Raw genomic sequence first — 17597 nt, 5'->3', positions numbered from 1 at the left:
GCAGGGATGCTGTGGGCGGGGCAGCTCGGCTGCGAACGGTTCATGTGGTGCCTGGACGCTGGGTGTGCCAGTCGCCCGAGTTGTCGAACAACGGGTCGTTCTGCGGGGGCGCCGCGGACCCCGGCGCGGCGGACAGCGACGTACTCCCGAGCTGGTCGACCTCGGTGGCGAACGAGTCCACGATCGACTGCATCTGCGCGTGGGCCGTCTGTGCGTACGAACGAACCTGCTGCCCGGCCGTGTCCATCGCCTCCGCGACGATCCTGCGCTCGTGCTCGCGCGCCTGGCCGATGCGCTCCCGGGCGTCCCGGGTGACGTCCTGGACCATCTCCTCGACCACGAGCTGGGCCTGGCTGAACATCTGCACGACCTGTTCGTTCACACGGTCGCCGGCCTGCTCGTACTGGTCCAGTTCCGCCTGCATGCGCTGCAGGTCCGCCCGCCCGCGCTGCAGCTCGGCCTCGAGACGGTCGTTCCTGGCCCGGCTCTCGCCGAGCTCTCGCTCCGTGGCCTCCACCTGGTCAGCGAGCAGATCGAGGTACCCGTAGACCTTGCTCGCGTCGAGGCCCCGCATCCGGCGCGGGAACGCCTCGTCCCGGATCGCCCGGGCTGTCTGATAGCCCGGGGAGTCGTTGCGGTGGTTGTTGGTCACTTGTCGTCTCCTGACCTGGTAGAGCTGGCAGGGCGGTGTGGTCCCCCGCGGCCGCGTAGTAGAAGTGCTCGTACTTGATGTGCTCGGGTTGCATGCCGGCGGCGGCCAGTTGCTCCAGCGTGTGCGCGACCATCTGCGGGCCGCCGCACACCATCGCCGTACGGCCGTACAGCAGCTGGCGGGCCGCGACCGTACCGACCTTCCCGCGCGTCCCGGGATAGGACCGGTCGTCGGACACGACCTCCGTGTAGTCGAACCATGGCCGCGTCTGGGCCAGATCGCGTAGCCGGGGGCGGTCGTAGAGGTGCCAGGGCATCCGGACGCCGTGGAGCAGGTGGACCAGAGGTCCGGTGCCCGCGCGTTGCCACTCGAGGTCGATCTGCTCGAGTACGGCGAGGAGCGGTGCGAGACCGGTTCCGCCGGCGACCAGCAGCAGATCTCTCGTGTCGCCGGCCCGGCGGGTCAGCCGCTCGCCGACCGGCGCTCCCAGCTTCACGGTGTCGCCGGCCTTCAGGGACCGGACCACGGCCGGGCTCACCTGGCCACCGTCGATCTGCTGCACGTGCAGATCGATCGAGCCGTCCTGACGCGGGGCGTTGGCCGGGCTGAAGTACCGCCACAGCCGGGGGCGTTGCGGGATCTCCATCGAGACCGACTGGCCGGGGAGGAACTGGTACGCGCGACTGGGCCGGACCGTCAGCAGGGTGAGGTCCATGGTCCGCCGCTCGGCAGACACCACTTCGGCGTCCCACCAGTCAGGGGTGGACTCCGAGGACATCTCGGCCGCCTCGACCATGATCCGCGCGACCACCTGGTAGGCCGCCGTCCACTGCGCGGCGAGATCCTCGTCCCACTCGGGTCCGAGGAAGTGCATCAGGGTCGCGCACAACGAGGCACCCACCGCGTTGTAGTGCTCCGCCACGACGGCGTACTTGCGGTGGTCGCGGCCGAGGTGCTGCAGGAAGGCCGCGTCGTTCTCGATCTGGTCGGCGTGGCTGACGATCCGGCCGAGTGCACTGACGAACTTGTCCCGCTGGTTCGACATCGAGAGCGGGAACATCGACCGTACCTCGGGATGAGACACGAAGATGTGTGAGTAGAAGTACAGCGCTACCTGGTCCCCGTGCTTCGTGACCTGGTCCCAGCTGCGTTGCAGGGCGTGTGCATCCATGGGGGCTTGGCTATCCGTCTCGGAAGGGCAGCTCCTCGAACGGAACAGGCCGCCGATCAGACGGCACCATGTACTCCCGGTTGTCGGCGGCGCGTGCCGACGGGTACTGCGTTGACAAGGGTTCGTCCTCCCAGTCCAGACCCCGAGTCTTTTCCAGTCCTCCCGTGCCCTCCCGACCTACCCGCGGCCCCACAGCCTGAAACCGCCAAATCGGACTTAATCGTGCCGAAATCTCAACACGCCGCCAGCCACCCCACGCGCGCCACCCAGGCGCTATCCTCCCCGCCCCTCAACGCGCCCGCTACGCCCGCTCCCACCCACCCTCTGGCTCATCGCAGGCACCTACCTCGCCACCGCGGTTCTGCTGCTGATGAACGCCGCCCCGGAATGATGGCTGCCGTTGCCCTCGGCATCTCATGGCTACTGGCGTCCCCGCACTCATTTCTGGATCCCGTGCCCAGGCGTTGACATCGTTTCGATTCGGGAGGAACGCTAGGTGCGATCGACAATGCCGGATGGAATGGGGTGGGCGGCATGATCGACGTCACGGGCATATCAGAGGACGATCCCCCGATCTTTGCGCTGCGGATCGTCAGCGACGAGCCCTACGGTGAGCTCAAGTCCTGGTTGGACGATCGAGACGAGGTCCGAAGCGTCGTACTGGATCTCGCGGGTGGGGCCGACCTGCTCCCGGACGAGCTCGACGAGCTGTCCGAGGTGCATGATGTCACCATCCAGGTCATTGCCGGAGGCACGGACGAACCAGCGCCGGCATGAAACTCGGCGGCTGGAGACGCTGGCTCAAAGAGTCGCCGGCCCAGGAGCAGAACAAAGGCAGCGCGGCTGAGCAGCCGAAGCCCGCCGAACCCTCCGGTCCGCCCGTCGCTGTACAGGCGGAAGCTCTCAAGCAGATGGCAACCGCGGTGACTTGGCTCATCGGGGCGCTTGCGGCCGTCGCGGCAGCGATGATCGCCGGAAGCCAGTTGTCGAGTATCGGGAAGCTGTCCTGGAGCGCGGATCGCGATCGCTTGCTGATCGCGATCGTGAGTGTCTCGGCGGCGGTCGGCGTCATCCTTCTCGCGATCGGACTGCTGTACCGCGCACAGGCTCCGACCAACACGGACTTCAGCCGGTTACGCAAGCTGGCGGAGGCAAAGAACCTGACGCGTCAGGATGTGGAGCTTCGGAGGCAGGTGGCGGACGACAGCACGCTTCACGGCGGGTACGGGGATCTCGGCAAGCTGATGGCCGCCTTTGATGACGTGCGCGAGAAGTTTCACCGTCTCAAGGACGAGTGTTATCAGGCCGAGCTGGCGATCGCTCGCGAGACTGACGACGACGTCAGGGCGTCGAAGCAGGCCGAGCTGAACCGGCAGGCTGCGGTGCGCGAAGTCATCGGGAGAAGGATGACGGAGTGCCGAACCTCCCTCGTCCGCGTAGCCCAGTTGGACAAGTACCTGCGAACCAAGGCTCGCTATCGACGCACTGCCTGGACCGTCATGGGACTTTCGGTCCTGGCGGCGTTCGGGTTCGTGAGCTTCGCCTGGGCGGCCAATCCGCCGGAGAGGCCCACCGGCGCGGCTGCGCAGCGCATCGTCGCCGCTCATCTGACTCTCAACTCCCACGGTCTGGACGCACTCAAGCCGCAGCTCGGCGAACCCTGTGCCACAGCCGCCGCTGCTGCCGGCGGTGTGCCGGTTCTCGCCGTGAGTTCGACGGATTCGGGCATCGAGGTGATCTTCGTGCCGACCGGCGAGTGCGTGGAGCCACGTCGTCTCGTCATCAGCCAGGACGACGGCGAGGTGACGGCGGACAAGAGTGCGGTTCCGGCCAGCCCTACGCCTCAAACGCCACGGTAGTGAGCTGCGGAGTCGGCCGATCGATCTTCCTGCCAGAAGTGGGCGCCGTGGGTGCCGGGGCGTTCGGTGATGATGATGTTCCGTCCGTGGCCTCCTGGTCGCAAAGGTTGCTTTTGGCAAGCACTTGCTCCGTGACGGCTCAGACCGTACATGCGCCCCGACAGTTCGGCCGGGATTGGTCGTGAATCCGGAAGGAGGATGTCCGGAATGGGGCTTAGCATCTGGCTATGGATCACGAGTTCGTCGGAGAGGTGATCGAGTGGCGCGGCCCGGCGCCGTACTACTTCGTTCCGGTGCCGGACGAGGCTGGTGTCGCGCTGCGGGACGCGGGGTTGGCTGCCAGCTACGGCTGGGGAATGCTGCCGATTCGCGCTCGGATCGGTGGCAGTGAGTGGAAGACGTCGCTGTGGCCGAAGGACGGTGGGTACCTGCTTCCGCTGAAGGACGCCGTGCGCAAGCCCGAAGGGCTGGACGCGGGTGACACGGTGGAGGTTCGGGTCACGTTCGAGGCGCAGCCTCGCAAGCAGAAGTCGCAGGCCAAGCGGGCCACCGTTCCCCGGCCGACGGGCTCGCGGGAGCCGGTCACCGCGGAGCAGTTGACGATCGTTCCGGCCAATCAGGCGGACTGGGAGGATCTGCAGGCGGTCTTCGGTACGACCGGGTCCACCGCGCGGTGCTGGTGCCAGCGATTTCGGATGCTGCCCAAGGAGTCGTGGGCGTCTGAGGGTCCCGAAGAACTCGCTGCCCGGTTGCGCGATCAGACGGCCTGCGGCAACCAGAAGGCGCGGACGACGAGCGGCCTGGTCGCGTATCTCGACGGCGAGCCCGTCGGCTGGTGCGCCGTCGCGCCGCGGGCGGACCACCCGCGGTTGCTGCGCGACTTCCGCGTTCCCTGGCTGGGCCGCGACGAGGACAGAGCCGACACCACGGTGTGGGCCGTGACCTGCTTCGTCACGCGCGCCGGCTACCGACGCCGGGGGATCGGCCGCGCACTCGCCCGCGCGACCGTCGAGTTCGCCCGTGAACAGGGCGCGGGCGCCGTGGAGGGCTACCCGGACTTCGTGGACGGCGGGTCCGTCGGGACGCTGGCGATGTTCGCCGATGCCGGGTACGTCGAAGTGAGCCGGCCGGGCAGCCGTCGGGCGGTCATGCGGGTCGACTTCTGAGCTAGTACGGCCAGGCGACGTCGTCGATCGCCAGCCACGCAGCGGTGGCCAGCGCGGTGGGTGTTGTGCTCGCGAACGCTGCGATCTCGCGGTGGAGGTGGGACTGGTCGACGTACCCGCTGTCCGCGGCAGTCCTTGCGGCGCTGTGGCCCGCGGCGAGCAGATGCGCGGCGTGGTCGAAGCGGACGAGTTGGGCGGCGCGTTTGGGGGTGATGCCGAGTTGGGAGCGGAAGCGGGACCACAGGCGCTTGCGGCTCCAGCCGGTCTCGTCCGCCAGGCGTTCGATCCGCACGCGGCCCCGGCTGGCCGACGTACGTCGCCAGGTGTGGATCACCTCGGGATCGATAGAAGAAGACCTGCTCAGCCGCCGGCCGAGGACGTCCACGACGACGTCGAATCGTTGGTCCACGGTGTGGCGCGCAGTCTCTCCTCGAAGCGTCCGGCGTCGGGTCCCCACACGTCCGCGAGTGTCGCCACCGTGCCGGTGAGGTCGATCGAAGGGCCGAACACCATGGCTGCCGCGATCGGCGAGAGGCGGACCTGGAGACAATCGCCCGTCGCCCCGGCGGCGCGGAGTTCGCCGGGAAGCAGTCCGACGAAGACACTGCCCTGCTCGCGCCGGCCGTGGACGTCGTACACGATGCCGTTGCCCTCGCTCAGGTCGACGATCAGGGTGACCGACGGGTGCGCGACCATGGCGATGTCCACGGGCGTCCGGCCCCGGTGGCGGAATCCGGCCATGCTGACGCCGGGCAGCCGGCGACGTGCGACGGCGACGTCCACCAGCGCCCAGTCGATCGATGGCATGTGAATGATGCTAGGCCCGGTGTCAGCGGCCCGGCGCGGTGAAGTCGAGCAGCAACTTGCTGGTTGCCTCGGGCGCTTCGAGCATCGGGACATGGCCGATTCCCGGCAGGAGCTCGACCCGGCCGCGCGGCAGTACGTCGTACTCGTGGGCCGACGCCGGGTCCCACCGGGGATCGGCGGCACCGAAACCCACCAGCACCGGGAAGTCGAGCTTGGCGAGCCGGTCGGGAACGCTGCGCTCGGCGATGTACTCGCCGTTGTGGCGTAGCACCGAGACGAAGGTCTGGTACGCCAGTCCGCGGAGCTCGGCGACCAGCGCGTCCGGAATGTCGATGGGCCGGGCGCAGGTCACGTTGATCCCCCTCCGGATCAGCTTGTCCGAGCGCAGCGCCCAGACGAGCCGACCGAGCGGCGGGCGCGTGAGGGCCCGCAGGAGTGCGGGCTGCGGGAGGAGTGCGCCGGGGCTGGGTCCGGTGCTGATCAACGCGATCTCCTTCACCAGCTCGGGACGCTGCTCCGCGAGCGACGTGGCCACATAGCCGCCGCTCGAGTGTCCGACCACGGTGACAGGTCCGGCGTCGAGGCTGTCGATCAGCTCCGCCACCCGGGACGCCTGCGTCGGGACGTCGTATGACGTACCGGCCCCGGAGTGACCCATTCCCGGCAGGTCGACCCGGACGACGTCGTGATGGTCGGCCAGCGCCGGGACCACGGGCACCCAGGTCGTGCCGGAGGCGCCCGAGCCGTGGATGAGCACCATCGGAGGCGACTGGCGCGAGCCGTCGCGGACCATGTGCAGGCCGTGCAGGTATTGGACGTACTCACTCATACGTCCCAGCATGCGCGGAAGCCGACGATCAGTCTTGTACGAATGTCCTTCGGGTTCAGTCGCCCGCGAGTAGTTGTCCGCTGAGCCCCACCTGGTCGAGGCGGAGAAGGGTTTCCTGCAGTGCCGACCTCTGTCGCGGCTCCGGACCGGCGGGGTTTACTGAGGGCGTGCGACTGTTGGGTGGGGTCGTGGTCGTGGCCACGGTCCTGGGGGTGGGCTCGTGTACGTCGTCACCGTCGCGGGACTCGACCTCCGTCGAGTGGGGAGAGTGCGCTGCCGTCACCGACGTGCGAGCGGCGAATCTGCCTGCTGAGCGGTTCGGACGGCTCGAGTTCCGCTGTGGCGCCGTGGACGTCGATCTCGATGCCGGCCGCAAGGAGGCCGGGACGCTCCCGGTGCAGCTGATTCGGGTCCATCAGACAGGTGGCGCCGCGACCAAGGATCCGCTGCTGCTGATCGCCGGCGGGCCCGGTCAGTCGGGTGTGGACTTCGCAGTCGTTGCCGCCGGCATGCTTCCCGATGCTGTCCTGGATCGGTTCGACCTGGTCGGGTTCGATCCGCGCGGGGTCGGGCACTCACAGCCCATCCGGTGTGAGCATGCCGAGTCCGGGCCGCCGAGTTTTCCCGATCTGCTGACCGCCGCGGGTTATGCCCGGGCCGCGAGTCAGATGCGCAAGGCAACTGATGAGTGCGCCGCGGCGCTGGGCGCGAAGGCGGCCTTGTTCAACACGACAGCCACAGCCGTCGACATCGACCGCATACGCTCGGTCCTCGGCCAGTCGGCGCTGACCTACCTGGGGTGGTCGTACGGCGCCAAGCTCGGGGCGGAGTACGCCCGGCTGTACCCGGACAAGGTGCGGGCGGCCGTGCTCGATGCGCCGACCGATCCCGGTGTGACCTGGGTCGAGACCGTCGAACGCCAGATCGCCGGCTTCGAGCACGCCTTCGACCAGTTCACCGCGTGGTGCGCCGCCCAGAGCCGTTGCGATCGGTTGGGCAACGTACGGAACTTCGTCGGCGATCTCGTCCGCCGGGCGCGGCAGTCGCCGATCCCGAGCGGGCGACCGGGCGACGACGTACCGACATACGGCGTCGACATCATCGACGCGGCGGCGGCCGCGCTGTACGACGACGTCCGGTGGCCGGATCTCGCCGATGGTTTGGGCGAGGCCGCCGACGGTGACTCAGGCACCTTGCGAGGCTTGGCCGACGCCGGCCGCGGTGCGGACGATCACTCGGCCGATGCCCAACTCGTCATCAACTGCAACGACAGCGCTCCCGGGCCGACCGAGGCCGAGATCAAGGCGGCCGGAGCTCGTTTCACGCAGCGGTTCCCGCTGTTCGGGGTGTGGGGATCGTGGCAGTTGTTCGGATGCGCGTTCTGGCAGCCACCGCGGCACACCCTCCACCCGCCAGTCGCCGCCACCCCGCACCCGATCGTCGTCGTCGGCACCCGTCACGACCCGGCCACGCCGTACGCCGGTGCCGTCGCGATGGCCACCAGCCTGGGCAATGCCGAGCTACTGACCTGGGAAGGGCAGGGGCACGGGGCGGTAGGCCGCGACGACTGCATCACCCGCCTCGCGGCCGACTACCTGATCTCACTGACCGTGCCGCCGCACGCAACTCGCTGCCCAGCCTGAGCTCAGGTTGCGGGCTGGAAGAGCTCGACGAGGTTGCCGGCCGGGTCCGCGATCAGGACCTGGCGGCCGCCCGGCCCGGTGACCGGTTCGCTGCGGAACTCGACGCCGGCGTCCTGGAGACGGGCGATCTCGACGTCGAGGTCGTCGACGATCAAGTGGATGCGATTGCGGCCGGCGCCGGACGTGTCGGCCGGGGTGGCACGGGCACCGGACGACTGGGGTCCGGAGAGCAGGAGGCGCAGAGGGCCGAGGGTGACGTCGGCGAAGGCTGGTGCGGGGTGACTGAGTACGGCGAATCCGAGGTGGGTGGTGTAGAAGTCGAGCGCCGTCGAGACGTCGTCGACGATGTAGCGGACGCTTGCGTAGGTATCCATGGTGGGTCCTCCAGCTAGGTGCTGAGAGTCGGTAGGAGATGCCGGACGCGGGTGTCGAGCTCGGCCGCGGTAGCCACGTACCTCGAGTAGGCGCTCCGTCCGTCCTTGCCCGCCGCCGGGTCGGCGATGCTCCAGTGAGCGCGGGGCCAGTGCCCTGCCTCGGGAAGAGCCTCGCGGGCCTTGTCACACAAGGTGATGACGCGGTCGAACCGACGGTCCCGTAGCAGGTCGAGCGGGCGCGGTACCTGCCCCTCGATGTCGATGCCGTAGTGCTCGCGCAGCACCCGGACCACGTGGTGAGGGATGCGGTCCTTGGGCTGGGTGCCGGCGCTGGTCACGCGGACCCGGCTTCCGGCTCGATGCCGCAGCAGTGCCTCGGCAATCGGTGAGCGAGCGCTGTTACCGCTGCAGACGAACAGCACATTCGAGCCTGAACGCACCGCAGGGGAGTCCGGCACCATCCGCAGGGCCGGGTGCAGCGCGGCGCCAACGCCCGCGAGCGCCTGGGCGCAGCGGTCGAGCTCGAGGTGGTAGTAGCTGTCCCGCGCGTCGAAGCTGCTGCGCCGGGATGCCACCAGGCCGCCGTCGCGCAGGAGCCGCAGGTGATAGGAGACCAGGTTCTGTGGTTCGTCGACGATCGTGACGAGCTCACGCACGCGCAGGTCGGTCCGCGCGAGCTCGGCGACCAACCGCCACCGCAGCGGATGGCTGACCAGCCGGACGAACTCCGGCAGTCCCGCAATGCCCATAACCTGAAACTACATCAAATGCAGTTGATGGAATAGGCCTGCGCTCGCGCGACGTGACATTCGTCGGGGCTTGTTAGAGGGGTGTTAGAGGCGGCGGGTCTGGTGGTTTCCGCTGGCTAGGCTCCGGCCGGTGACAGAAACGTGTGAGAACGACGTGGCCGCGGAGACGGTCGGCGCGCCGGCTCCGGTGCACGGGCGGGTGGTCGGCTGGTTGCTGCACGACCGTCCGGCCGGGCACGCCGGGCCGCACCGGCCGGCGCCGCACCCGACGCACCGCTGGTGGAAGGTGATGTGCCTGACCGGCGTCGACTACTTCTCGACGCTCGGGTACCAGCCGGCGATCGCGGCTGCGGCGGTCGGGCTGCTGTCACCGGTGGCCACGTTGGTGCTGGTCCTGCTCACACTGCTCGGCGCACTGCCCGTGTATCGCCGGGTGGCCGCCGAGAGCCCGGACGGGCAGGGGTCGATCGCGATGCTGGATCGGCTGCTCGGCCGCTGGAAGGGCAAGTTCGCCATCCTGGCGCTGCTCGGCTTCATGGCCACGGACTTCATCATCACGATGACGCTGTCGGCCGCCGACGCGACCCAGCACGTGATCGAGAACCCGTACGTACCGCACTGGTTCGAGGGCAAGGAGGTGATCATCACCCTGGTCCTGCTCGCGTTGCTGGCCGGTGTCTTCCTGCGCGGGTTCGACGAGGCGATCGGGATCGCCGTGGTGCTGGTGGTGGTGTACCTCGCGCTGAACCTGATCGTGGTGGCCGACGCGCTCTGGAACGTGATCACCGCGCCCGAGCTGGTGACGAACTGGCGCGGCATGCTGACCACCGAGCACTCGAACATCTGGGTGATGATCGGCATCTCGCTGGTCGTGTTCCCGAAGCTCGCGCTCGGCCTGTCCGGGTTCGAGACCGGGGTCGCGGTGATGCCGCAGATCGAGGGCGGCGCGGACGACGAACCCGCCCGTCCGGCCGGGCGGATCCGGAACGCGCGCAGGCTGCTCACGACCGCCGCCCTGATCATGAGCGGCTTCCTGATCACCAGCAGCTTCACCACCATCGTGCTGATCCCGAAGCACGAGTTCGAGGACGGCGGCGAGGCGAACGGCCGCGCGCTCGCCTATCTCGCGCACGAGCACCTCGGCAGCGTGTTCGGAACCGTCTACGACGTCAGCACGATCCTCATCCTGTGGTTCGCCGGGGCGTCCGCGATGGCCGGCCTGCTCAACATCGTGCCGCGCTACCTACCGCGGTACGGCATGGTCCCGGACTGGGCCCGGGCGACCCGGCCGCTGGTGATCGTGTTCGGCCTGATCGCGTTCGTGATCACGTTGCTGTTCAAGGCCGACGTCGACGCGCAGGGCGGCGCGTACGCGACCGGCGTACTGGTGCTGATCCTGTCGGCCTCGATCGCGGTGACGCTGTCCGCACGACGCAAGGGCCAGAAGGCGCAGACGATCGGGTTCGGCGTGATCAGCCTGGTCTTCCTCTACACCACGATCGCCAACGTCATCGAGCGGCCGGACGGTGTCCAGATCGCGTCCTTCTTCATCGTCGCGATCATCGTCACCTCGCTGATCTCGCGCGCCACCCGCTCGCTGGAGCTGCGGGCGACCGAAGTCCGGTTCGACGAGGAGGCGTGCCGGCTCATCGCCGAGGCCGCCGTGGCGGGCGAGCTGCGGATCATCGCGAACGAGCCGGACGCTCGCGACGTCGCGGAGTACCAGGAGAAGGAGGCCGAGCAGCGCGAGGTGCGCAACCTGCCCGAGGGACTGCCGATCCTGTTCCTCGAGGTGACGCTGACCGACGCGTCGCAGTTCGAGACCGAGCTGGACGTCCACGGCGAGGAGCGGTTCGGCTACCGGATCCTCAAGGTGGAGAGCCCGAGCGTCCCGAACGCGATCGCCGCCCTGCTGCTGAAGATCCGCGACGAGTGGGACGTGATGCCTCACGTGTACTTCGCCTGGGCCGAGGGCAACCCGTTCCACTTCCTGTTCCGGTACCTGATCTCCGGCGAGGGCGACGTACCTCCGGTGACCCGCGAAGTGCTCCGCCGCGCTGAACCCACCCGCTCCAACCGTCCGTGGGTCCACGTCGGATGATCTCAAGAAAGTTAAGACATCTGCGTTGAGATATTGAGAAAATCAAGATACAACTGAAGAGAGGCGAGGAGAGGGGCCGAGGGTGGAGTGGCAGGAGCTGACGGACCTGACCCGCGGGCAGGCGTTCGTGGTCGAGCGGGTCCGCCTCGAGAGCGGCGTGGCGATCGAGGGTCGGTTCGAGCCGCCACAGCTGGCGGAGCTCAGCGTCGACGACCAGGTGTTCGTCGCCGCGTTCGTCCGGTCGCACGGCTCGATCAAGGAGATGGAGCGGATCTTCGGAGTCAGCTATCCGACGGTCAAGTCCCGGCTGAACCGGATCGCCGAGCAGCTCGACTTCGTCGACACCGACCCCAAGCCCACCGGCGCGGATGTCGTCGACCGCTTGCGGCGGGGCGAGATCACCGCCGAGGAGGCGCTGGCCGAGCTGGAGGGGCCTCGATGATCCCGCAGCTGGTGACGGTGCGCTATCGCCGTTCCGACGGGCGCTGGCGACGGCTCTATCTCCCCGTCGTGCCGCTGCTGCTGGTGCTGTCGCCGTTGCTGCTGCTGGTCGTGCTGGCCGGGTTGGTGGCGTGCCTGATCTTCCGGATCGGGCCGGTCGGCGCGCTGTGTGCCGCCGGGCGACTGCTGTGCGCGCTGCGCGGGACGCGGTTCGAGCTGGACGACGGTCAGATGGCCGTCTTGGTGAGCGTCAGTTGAGTCAGGACAAGGAGCAACGATGAACGAGCAGCGCCGTCAGATCCTGCAGATGCTTGCCGAGGGCAAGATCACGGCGGAGGAGGCCGAGCGGCTGATCGACGCCCTCGGGCGGGAACAGTCCGAAGCGCCCGCGTCGAGACCCCGACCCAAGTACCTGCGGGTGGTGATGCACGACTCCAGCGCCGGAGCGCCGAGCCGGATCAACATCCGGGTCCCGCTCCAGCTGCTGCGCGCCGGCGTCAAGCTCGCCAGCTTCGTCCCGCCGCAGGCGCTCGCCAAGGCGAACGTGGAGCTGGCCAAATCCGGGGTGCCGATCGATCTCACCGAGCTCAAGCCGCAGCACCTCGAGGAGCTCATCGAGCAGCTCGACGAGGTCACCGTCGACGTCGACGACCCCGACACCAAGCTGCAGGTGTTCTGCGAGTAGCCGGGGCACAGGGGCCGCCGCGGGAGCGTAACGGGATGGTTACCGTAACTGATGGGTTACGCTTGCGGGGTGGTGACGGAGGCGGGGCGTGATCCGTTCTCGGCGTTGGGAGATCCCACCCGGCGGCGGATCCTCGAGTTGCTGGCTGACGGGTCGCGGTCGGTGGGGGAGCTGGCCGGGGAGTTGCCCGTCAGCCGGCCGGCCGTGTCGCGCCATCTCCGGCTGCTCAAGGAAGCGGGGCTGGTCGAGGAAGCGCCGGAGGGGACCCGACGGATCTATCACCTCCAGGAGTCCGGCGCCGAGGTCGTGCAGGCGTACCTCCTGCAGGTGTGGGGAGAGGCAGTCGGGCGGTTCAAGTTGCTGGCCGAGAACACCCGGCCGCCGTCACCCGGGGAGGCGCCGTGATCGAGCCGTTGCGGGTCGAGGTCGTCCTGGACTGTTCTGTCGAGCACGCCTTCACGACGTGGACCGAGCGGTTCTCGGCGTGGTGGCCACGTGGCCACTCGGTCAGTGGCGACCCGGCCGCGGTCACGTTGGAGCCCCAGGTCGGTGGGCGCATCTACGAGCGCACCCGCGATGGCGAGGAGATCGACTGGGGATGGATCACCGCGTGGGATCCGCCGCACCGGCTGAGCTACCGGTGGCACATCCGCCGGCCGTCCGCCGAGGCCACCGATGTCGAGGTCCGCTTCGTCGCCGTCCCCGGAGGCCGAAGCAAGGTGGACATCACGCAGACGGGCTGGGAGCGGCTCGGGCCCGAGGCAGAGCGCTGGCGCGATGCCAACGCCGGCGGCTGGAGCGGACTCCTCCCGTACTTCGTGGCCGCCTGCAACCCCTGACCGAAGGAGAGCGACGTGAGCGGCACCGGCACCACAGAAGATCCCTGGGTTCTCAAGACACCACCCGGTACGTCGGAGTACACCATCCACCGCGACGACACCGCCGACCCGGCCGAGCTCGTGTGCCAGGTCGGTACGACGAAGCTCCGCTATCTCGCCCGCTGTCTCGACGACGTCCCCGCGATGCTGAAGGCGCACGGTGACTGGATGGAGCTGGGCAGCGCGGACGAGAGCAAGCCGGCGAAGGACGGGACGCTGGAGGCGTGGGCGCGCGCGGACGGCAACCCGGTCGGCGGATGGTACGGCCTCCGCAAGGGATACCGCGGCCGCTTCGCGATGTACATCCCGCCGCTACTGGAACAACTCGGCCTGGTCGAACTCGAACACAACCCCCGCAACAACCGCATCCGCGTTCCCTGACAGACGAACAGTCGGACCGCCCGGGTCATGCCGTCGGCGGGTCCTGTTCGGGTGCCGCGAGCTTGAGCATCAAGGTGATGAACTGGCGCCGTTGCGCGGTGGTCAGGGGTTCCAGGACTCGTTCCTGGACGGTGTCGATGACGTTGTCCAGTTCCAGGAGTTGGGCGACGCCGGCCTGGGTGATGGTGACGATGTTGCGGCGTTTGTGGTTGGGGTCGACCGACCGCTTGACCAGCCGGCGTGACTCGAGCTCGGACAGGGCCGCGGTGACGTCGCTGCGATCGATCCCGGTGCCGCGGCCCAGTTCGGCCTGGCTCGCTGGGCCCCACTCCTCGAGCGCGGCCAGGAGCCGGTAGTGGTAGCTGCGAAGTCCGCGGCCGTGCGACTCGAATCCGGCGGCGAGAAGGCCCGACGAGCGGGCGAAGGCCCGGCTGATGAGCCAGGTCGGACGGTCCTTGACGCGGGCGGGAGTACGGCTCGGCGGGTGATCCATCGGCATGGGGAGACGGTACCAGTTGTTGGCTCGGCCAACACTTGCTATGTTGGCCGTACCAACACTCAAACTTCCTGGGAGACCGGTTCATGGACATGCCGAACACCAGCGTTCTCGTCATCGGCAGGAGCCCGAGCGTGATTCTCGACGCTGCGGACATCCTGCGGAGCAAAGGCTTCCACGCGGACGCGACCAACCAGTTCGACGAGGTGCTGACGGAGTACGACACCGCGAGCCTCGATGTCGTCGTGTTCGGTGGGATGGTTCCGCCGGACACCAAGCGGCACCTCAGAGAGGAGATCTCCAAGGGCAACGGTCACGTCACCTTCGTCCAGGGACTCGCCGGAATCGCGGGCCTCATCGCGGCCCAGGTCGAGGGCGTCACGTCGACTGCCCGAGACGACAACGGCGTGATCTATGACTCGGCCGAGCGAGCAGTGCGGCTCACTCTGAAGGAGCGGGCCCGAGTGGTGGTCGAGGCATGGTGGGGCACGTCCTTCACGCCACCCGAACCGACGAGCACCTCGATGCGTGTCGTCGACTCCGACTTCGATTCGGGGGAGCACCTCATTCCGCTCCCCGCCGACGTTCCGGCCGTGGCGTCGTTCGTCACCGTATCCGTGGGGCCGGCCGTCCACGCATTCACGGTTGGCGCGATGCCGGACGCAGTACGGCGTATGGTCCCCACCGGCGGCGCGGCCCAACCTGCCGCACTCCCACCGGTCCGCGCAGTAGCCACCCACCACAACGACTGACCGGCCGTCACCCTTGCTGCCGGCGGCCTGCCAGGTAGACGGCCTCGACGGTGAGGTCGGGGGAGAGCTGCACGAGGTCGGCGGGGTTGCCGGGGGCAATGGTGCCGCGGTTGGTCCAGCCGTAGTGGTGGGCGGCGTTGGTGGCGACGAGGGTGGCGGCCTCCGCGGGAGTCAGGTCGAGGAGGCGTACGACGTTGGCCAGTGCGTCGGAGAGGAAGTGGACGGAGCCGGCGAGGGTGTCGGTGTCGCGGAGTTTGGCGATGCCGTCCCGGACGGTGACGTGGCGGTCGGCGTACGAGTAGTCGCCGTCGCCCAGCCCGGTGGCGGCCATCGCGTCGGTGACCAGGATGCTTCGGTGCAGGCCTGCGGTGCGGGTCGCGACGGTCAAGGCTTCCGGTGACAGATGGGTGCCGTCGGCAATCAGTTCGCAGGCGACCCGGTCGTCGAGCAGGGCGACGCCGACCGGGCCGGGTTCGCGGTGGGTCATGGTGGGCATCGCGTTGAAGAGGTGGGTCGCGGTACGGGCGCCGGCGTCGAACGCCTGCCGGGTGTGGGATCCGTCGTCGTCGGTGTGACCTACGGCGAAGCTGATCTCCTCGTGGTGGCGGCGGATGAGGTCGATGGCGCCGGGGAGCTCGGGAGCGATGGTCATCGACACGGCCAGGCCGTCGGCGGCCTCGATCAGCCGGGCGAAGACCTGCTCGTCGGGGGCGAGCAGCGCGGACTCTGTCTGGGCGCCGCGTCGTCGGTGGGACAGGAACGGACCTTCGAAGTGGATGCCGCGGATGTTCGGCGCGTCGGCTTCGGCGATGGCGCGGGCGGCGGCGAGCATCCGATCCAGCCGCATCGTGGCGACCGAGGCGACCAGGGTGGTGGTGCCGTGCAGTAGATGAGTACGAGCGGCCTGGACCACGTCGGCGGGATCGCCTGAGTAGAGGGCGGCTCCGCCGGCGCCGTGGCAGTGGGTGTCGACGAAGCCGGGCAGCACCCACTGCCCGGCCACATCGACAACTTCTCCGGCGTACGGCGGTTCGCCCGGGCCGAGCGCGGTGATGAGACCGTCGTCGATCCGCAGCCAGCCGTCCACCGGCGTCGGCGCACAGATGCGGGCGTTGACGAAAGTCGTCATCAACCGAGCAGGCGACGGGCGGCAGCCTCGGAGCAGACGCGGGCGCTGCCGAAGGTCTGGATCCAGCCGGCGAAGCCGGAGTAGTCCGTGCCGGGAACGCCCATGTCGACGACGATCATGTCCGGGTGCTGGCTGTGCAACTCACCGATGAGCTTCTCCTGCCAGTCGAACCGGTGAGCACCCCGAACCAGCAGGACGACCTGGCTGTCAGCGCCGTGCTCCGACCGGAACTCGCCAACACTGGCCCGAGCCATCCCCGGCCCGTTGTACGTCTGCCCCGACAACCCGATGCTCTCGACAACCTTCCCGGCGTCGCGCAGCAGCGTCTCAACACCCCAGCCCGCCGAGCCGGCCGCGGGGGAGTGCGTCGGCTCCAGCCGGATGATCAGTACGGCGTCACTCCGCAGTACCGGGTCTCCGTGGGTCACCACGACCTGGTCGGCCAGCTGCGAGCCGAGCGCGTTGTCCCGCAGCGCGACATCCGCCTTGGGGCGCGTCCCCAACCGGGCCAGTCGCTCGTTGGCGCTCCGCAACCGCTCCAACGGCAGCCGCCCACTCTCGACGGCCTCGACCAGAGCAGCGGCCGCGACGTCCACGTCGTCGAGGAACGACCACGACCCGAGGCAGAGCGCGTCGGCCCCGGCCTCGATCGCCCGTACGGCGGCCTCCGGCAACGGGGCCACGTCGGCGATCCCATACATCTCCAGCGCGTCGGTGATCACCACCCCGTCGTACCCGAGCTCGCCACGCAGGATGTCGGTTAGCAGCACCTTGCTGATCGTCGCCGGTACGTCGTCCACCTGAGGCACGAGGTCGTGGGACACCATGATGCTGTCGACGCCGGCCGCGATCGCCGCCCGGAACGGATCGAGGTAGCTGTCCAGCAGCTCATCCCGGGAGACGTCGACGAGTGGCGTGGCGAGGTGAGCGTCCGTGCCGCTGAGACCGTGTCCCGGATAGTGCTTTGCACAGGCGCTGACCCCGGCCGCCTGCAGGCCTTCCACCCAGGCAGCCGTGTGCCGGCTGACCAGATCGCGGTCGTTGCCGAAGCACCGGATCCCGTTCGGGCTCAGCGGGTTGACGGCCGTGTCGACCGCCGGGGCCAGGTCCCAGTCGATCCCGGCCTCGACCAGCGACAGACCGATCTGGAACGCCGCCTGCCGGGTCAGCTCAACGTCGTTCAGCTCACCGAGCGCCCGGTTGCCCGGCATCGAGAAACCGCCGATGTTCTCCAGCCGGTTGACGTCGCCGCCTTCCTCGTCGATCGAGAGCAGCACGTGGTCCCGCAGGCCGTGCAGCTCGGCCGCGAGCCGCTGGAACTGGTCGCCGTCGACGATGTCCCGGCCGAAGATCACGAAGCCGCCGAGGCCTTTCTGGATCCGCGGTCCGACCCAGTTCGGCACCGTGGGCCGGCCGAGGGCGGGGAACAGTACGCCGTGGGCGAGCCGGTCGAGCTCTGAAGTCACAACATCCTCCTGAGGGGA

General features: G+C 68.8%; 22 protein-coding genes. 12 read left to right on the top strand and 10 right to left on the bottom strand.

The genetic code is table 11. From position 1 onward, the window contains the following. Positions 1–40: 40 nt before the first annotated feature. Both ACZ6O0_RS15935 and ACZ6O0_RS15930 read right to left on the bottom strand, forming a co-directional pair. Entirely contained in the window at positions 41–574 is a 534-nt protein-coding gene (locus ACZ6O0_RS15935) for a DivIVA domain-containing protein (protein WP_465765654.1), read from the bottom strand. Next, complete coding sequence (locus tag ACZ6O0_RS15930; protein ID WP_465765653.1) at positions 522–1823, bottom strand: globin domain-containing protein; 1302 nt, start codon at positions 1821–1823, stop codon at positions 522–524. Before ACZ6O0_RS15930 ends, ACZ6O0_RS15935 begins: the two co-directional genes overlap by 53 nt. A 534-nt stretch (positions 1824–2357) precedes the next feature. On the opposite strand from ACZ6O0_RS15930, the gene ACZ6O0_RS15925 reads away from it, so the two are divergent. The 3 genes from ACZ6O0_RS15925 to ACZ6O0_RS15915 all read left to right on the top strand — a co-directional run bounded on the left by ACZ6O0_RS15925 (position 2358) and on the right by ACZ6O0_RS15915 (position 4848). Next, the gene (locus tag ACZ6O0_RS15925; RefSeq protein WP_465765652.1) at positions 2358–2600 is read left to right on the top strand and encodes a hypothetical protein; all 243 of its coding nucleotides are present in this window, start codon (positions 2358–2360) and stop codon (positions 2598–2600) included. Further along, positions 2597–3682 (top strand): hypothetical protein, encoded by a 1086-nt coding sequence (locus ACZ6O0_RS15920; RefSeq protein WP_465765651.1) that lies wholly within the window; start codon positions 2597–2599, stop codon positions 3680–3682. Before ACZ6O0_RS15925 ends, ACZ6O0_RS15920 begins: the two co-directional genes overlap by 4 nt. 227 nt (positions 3683–3909) lie before the next feature. Then, positions 3910–4848, top strand: coding sequence for a GNAT family N-acetyltransferase (locus ACZ6O0_RS15915; RefSeq protein ID WP_465765650.1), 939 nt, complete (start codon positions 3910–3912; stop codon positions 4846–4848). Position 4849: 1 nt separating this feature from the next. Here ACZ6O0_RS15915 and ACZ6O0_RS15910 read toward each other — a convergent pair whose 3' ends face one another. From ACZ6O0_RS15910 to ACZ6O0_RS15900, 3 genes are read right to left on the bottom strand one after another with little or no spacing between them, the layout of a single operon-like run. Then, a complete protein-coding gene (locus ACZ6O0_RS15910) occupies positions 4850–5257 on the bottom strand; it encodes a helix-turn-helix domain-containing protein (RefSeq protein WP_465765649.1) in 408 nt (135 codons plus the stop codon). Next, entirely contained in the window at positions 5209–5655 is a 447-nt protein-coding gene (locus ACZ6O0_RS15905) for a hypothetical protein (RefSeq protein ID WP_465765648.1), read from the bottom strand. The genes ACZ6O0_RS15910 and ACZ6O0_RS15905 overlap by 49 nt, the downstream gene beginning before the upstream one ends. Positions 5656–5677: 22 nt before the next feature. After that, positions 5678–6484: an alpha/beta fold hydrolase gene (locus ACZ6O0_RS15900; RefSeq protein ID WP_465765647.1), complete on the bottom strand. Its 807-nt coding sequence runs from the start codon at positions 6482–6484 to the stop codon at positions 5678–5680. Between the two features lie 167 nt (positions 6485–6651). On the opposite strand from ACZ6O0_RS15900, the gene ACZ6O0_RS15895 reads away from it, so the two are divergent. Continuing rightward, positions 6652–8127, top strand: coding sequence for an alpha/beta hydrolase (locus ACZ6O0_RS15895; RefSeq protein WP_465765646.1), 1476 nt, complete (start codon positions 6652–6654; stop codon positions 8125–8127). A gap of 2 nt (positions 8128–8129) precedes the next feature. Here the strand turns inward: ACZ6O0_RS15895 and ACZ6O0_RS15890 are convergent, their stop codons facing one another. Beyond that, positions 8130–8501: a VOC family protein gene (locus ACZ6O0_RS15890; RefSeq protein ID WP_465765645.1), complete on the bottom strand. Its 372-nt coding sequence runs from the start codon at positions 8499–8501 to the stop codon at positions 8130–8132. A gap of 14 nt (positions 8502–8515) precedes the next feature. Then, positions 8516–9250: an arsenate reductase/protein-tyrosine-phosphatase family protein gene (locus ACZ6O0_RS15885; protein WP_465765644.1), complete on the bottom strand. Its 735-nt coding sequence runs from the start codon at positions 9248–9250 to the stop codon at positions 8516–8518. A 130-nt stretch (positions 9251–9380) separates the two neighbouring features. On the opposite strand from ACZ6O0_RS15885, the gene ACZ6O0_RS15880 reads away from it, so the two are divergent. From ACZ6O0_RS15880 to ACZ6O0_RS15850, 7 genes are all read left to right on the top strand, one after another. Next, positions 9381–11351 (top strand): amino acid permease, encoded by a 1971-nt coding sequence (locus tag ACZ6O0_RS15880; protein ID WP_465765643.1) that lies wholly within the window; start codon positions 9381–9383, stop codon positions 11349–11351. Between the two features lie 82 nt (positions 11352–11433). Further along, on the top strand, positions 11434–11793 hold the full coding sequence (locus tag ACZ6O0_RS15875; protein ID WP_465765642.1) for a DUF2089 domain-containing protein: 360 nt from the start codon (positions 11434–11436) through the stop codon (positions 11791–11793). Beyond that, positions 11790–12050 (top strand): hypothetical protein, encoded by a 261-nt coding sequence (locus ACZ6O0_RS15870; protein WP_465765641.1) that lies wholly within the window; start codon positions 11790–11792, stop codon positions 12048–12050. Before ACZ6O0_RS15875 ends, ACZ6O0_RS15870 begins: the two co-directional genes overlap by 4 nt. Before the next feature lie 19 nt (positions 12051–12069). After that, the gene (locus tag ACZ6O0_RS15865; protein WP_465765640.1) at positions 12070–12477 is read left to right on the top strand and encodes an SHOCT-like domain-containing protein; all 408 of its coding nucleotides are present in this window, start codon (positions 12070–12072) and stop codon (positions 12475–12477) included. Positions 12478–12546: 69 nt separating this feature from the next. After that, positions 12547–12882 carry an ArsR/SmtB family transcription factor gene (locus ACZ6O0_RS15860; protein ID WP_465765639.1) on the top strand — a complete coding sequence of 112 codons (336 nt, stop codon included), beginning with the start codon at positions 12547–12549 and terminating at the stop codon, positions 12880–12882. Continuing rightward, positions 12879–13316 (top strand): SRPBCC domain-containing protein, encoded by a 438-nt coding sequence (locus ACZ6O0_RS15855; protein ID WP_465765638.1) that lies wholly within the window; start codon positions 12879–12881, stop codon positions 13314–13316. The genes ACZ6O0_RS15860 and ACZ6O0_RS15855 overlap by 4 nt, the downstream gene beginning before the upstream one ends. A gap of 15 nt (positions 13317–13331) precedes the next feature. After that, positions 13332–13736, top strand: a complete 405-nt coding sequence (locus tag ACZ6O0_RS15850) for a DUF6855 family protein (protein ID WP_465765637.1) — start codon at positions 13332–13334, stop codon at positions 13734–13736. Between the two features lie 25 nt (positions 13737–13761). On the opposite strand, the gene ACZ6O0_RS15845 is transcribed toward ACZ6O0_RS15850, so the two are convergent. Further along, positions 13762–14235, bottom strand: a complete 474-nt coding sequence (locus tag ACZ6O0_RS15845) for a MarR family winged helix-turn-helix transcriptional regulator (protein ID WP_465765636.1) — start codon at positions 14233–14235, stop codon at positions 13762–13764. Between the two features lie 83 nt (positions 14236–14318). Between ACZ6O0_RS15845 and ACZ6O0_RS15840 the strand changes: the two genes are divergently transcribed. Then, positions 14319–14984, top strand: coding sequence for a hypothetical protein (locus ACZ6O0_RS15840; protein WP_465765635.1), 666 nt, complete (start codon positions 14319–14321; stop codon positions 14982–14984). Positions 14985–14991: 7 nt separating this feature from the next. Here ACZ6O0_RS15840 and nagA read toward each other — a convergent pair whose 3' ends face one another. Beyond that, positions 14992–16113 (bottom strand): N-acetylglucosamine-6-phosphate deacetylase, encoded by a 1122-nt coding sequence (gene nagA, locus ACZ6O0_RS15835; RefSeq protein WP_465765634.1) that lies wholly within the window; start codon positions 16111–16113, stop codon positions 14992–14994. After that, positions 16113–17579, bottom strand: a complete 1467-nt coding sequence (locus ACZ6O0_RS15830) for a glycoside hydrolase family 3 protein (protein WP_465765633.1) — start codon at positions 17577–17579, stop codon at positions 16113–16115. The genes nagA and ACZ6O0_RS15830 overlap by 1 nt, the downstream gene beginning before the upstream one ends. Positions 17580–17597: the final 18 nt, after the last annotated feature.

Source organism: Kribbella sp. NPDC048837 (assembly GCF_055586945.1).
This window is presented reverse-complemented; position numbering and strand designations above follow the sequence as displayed.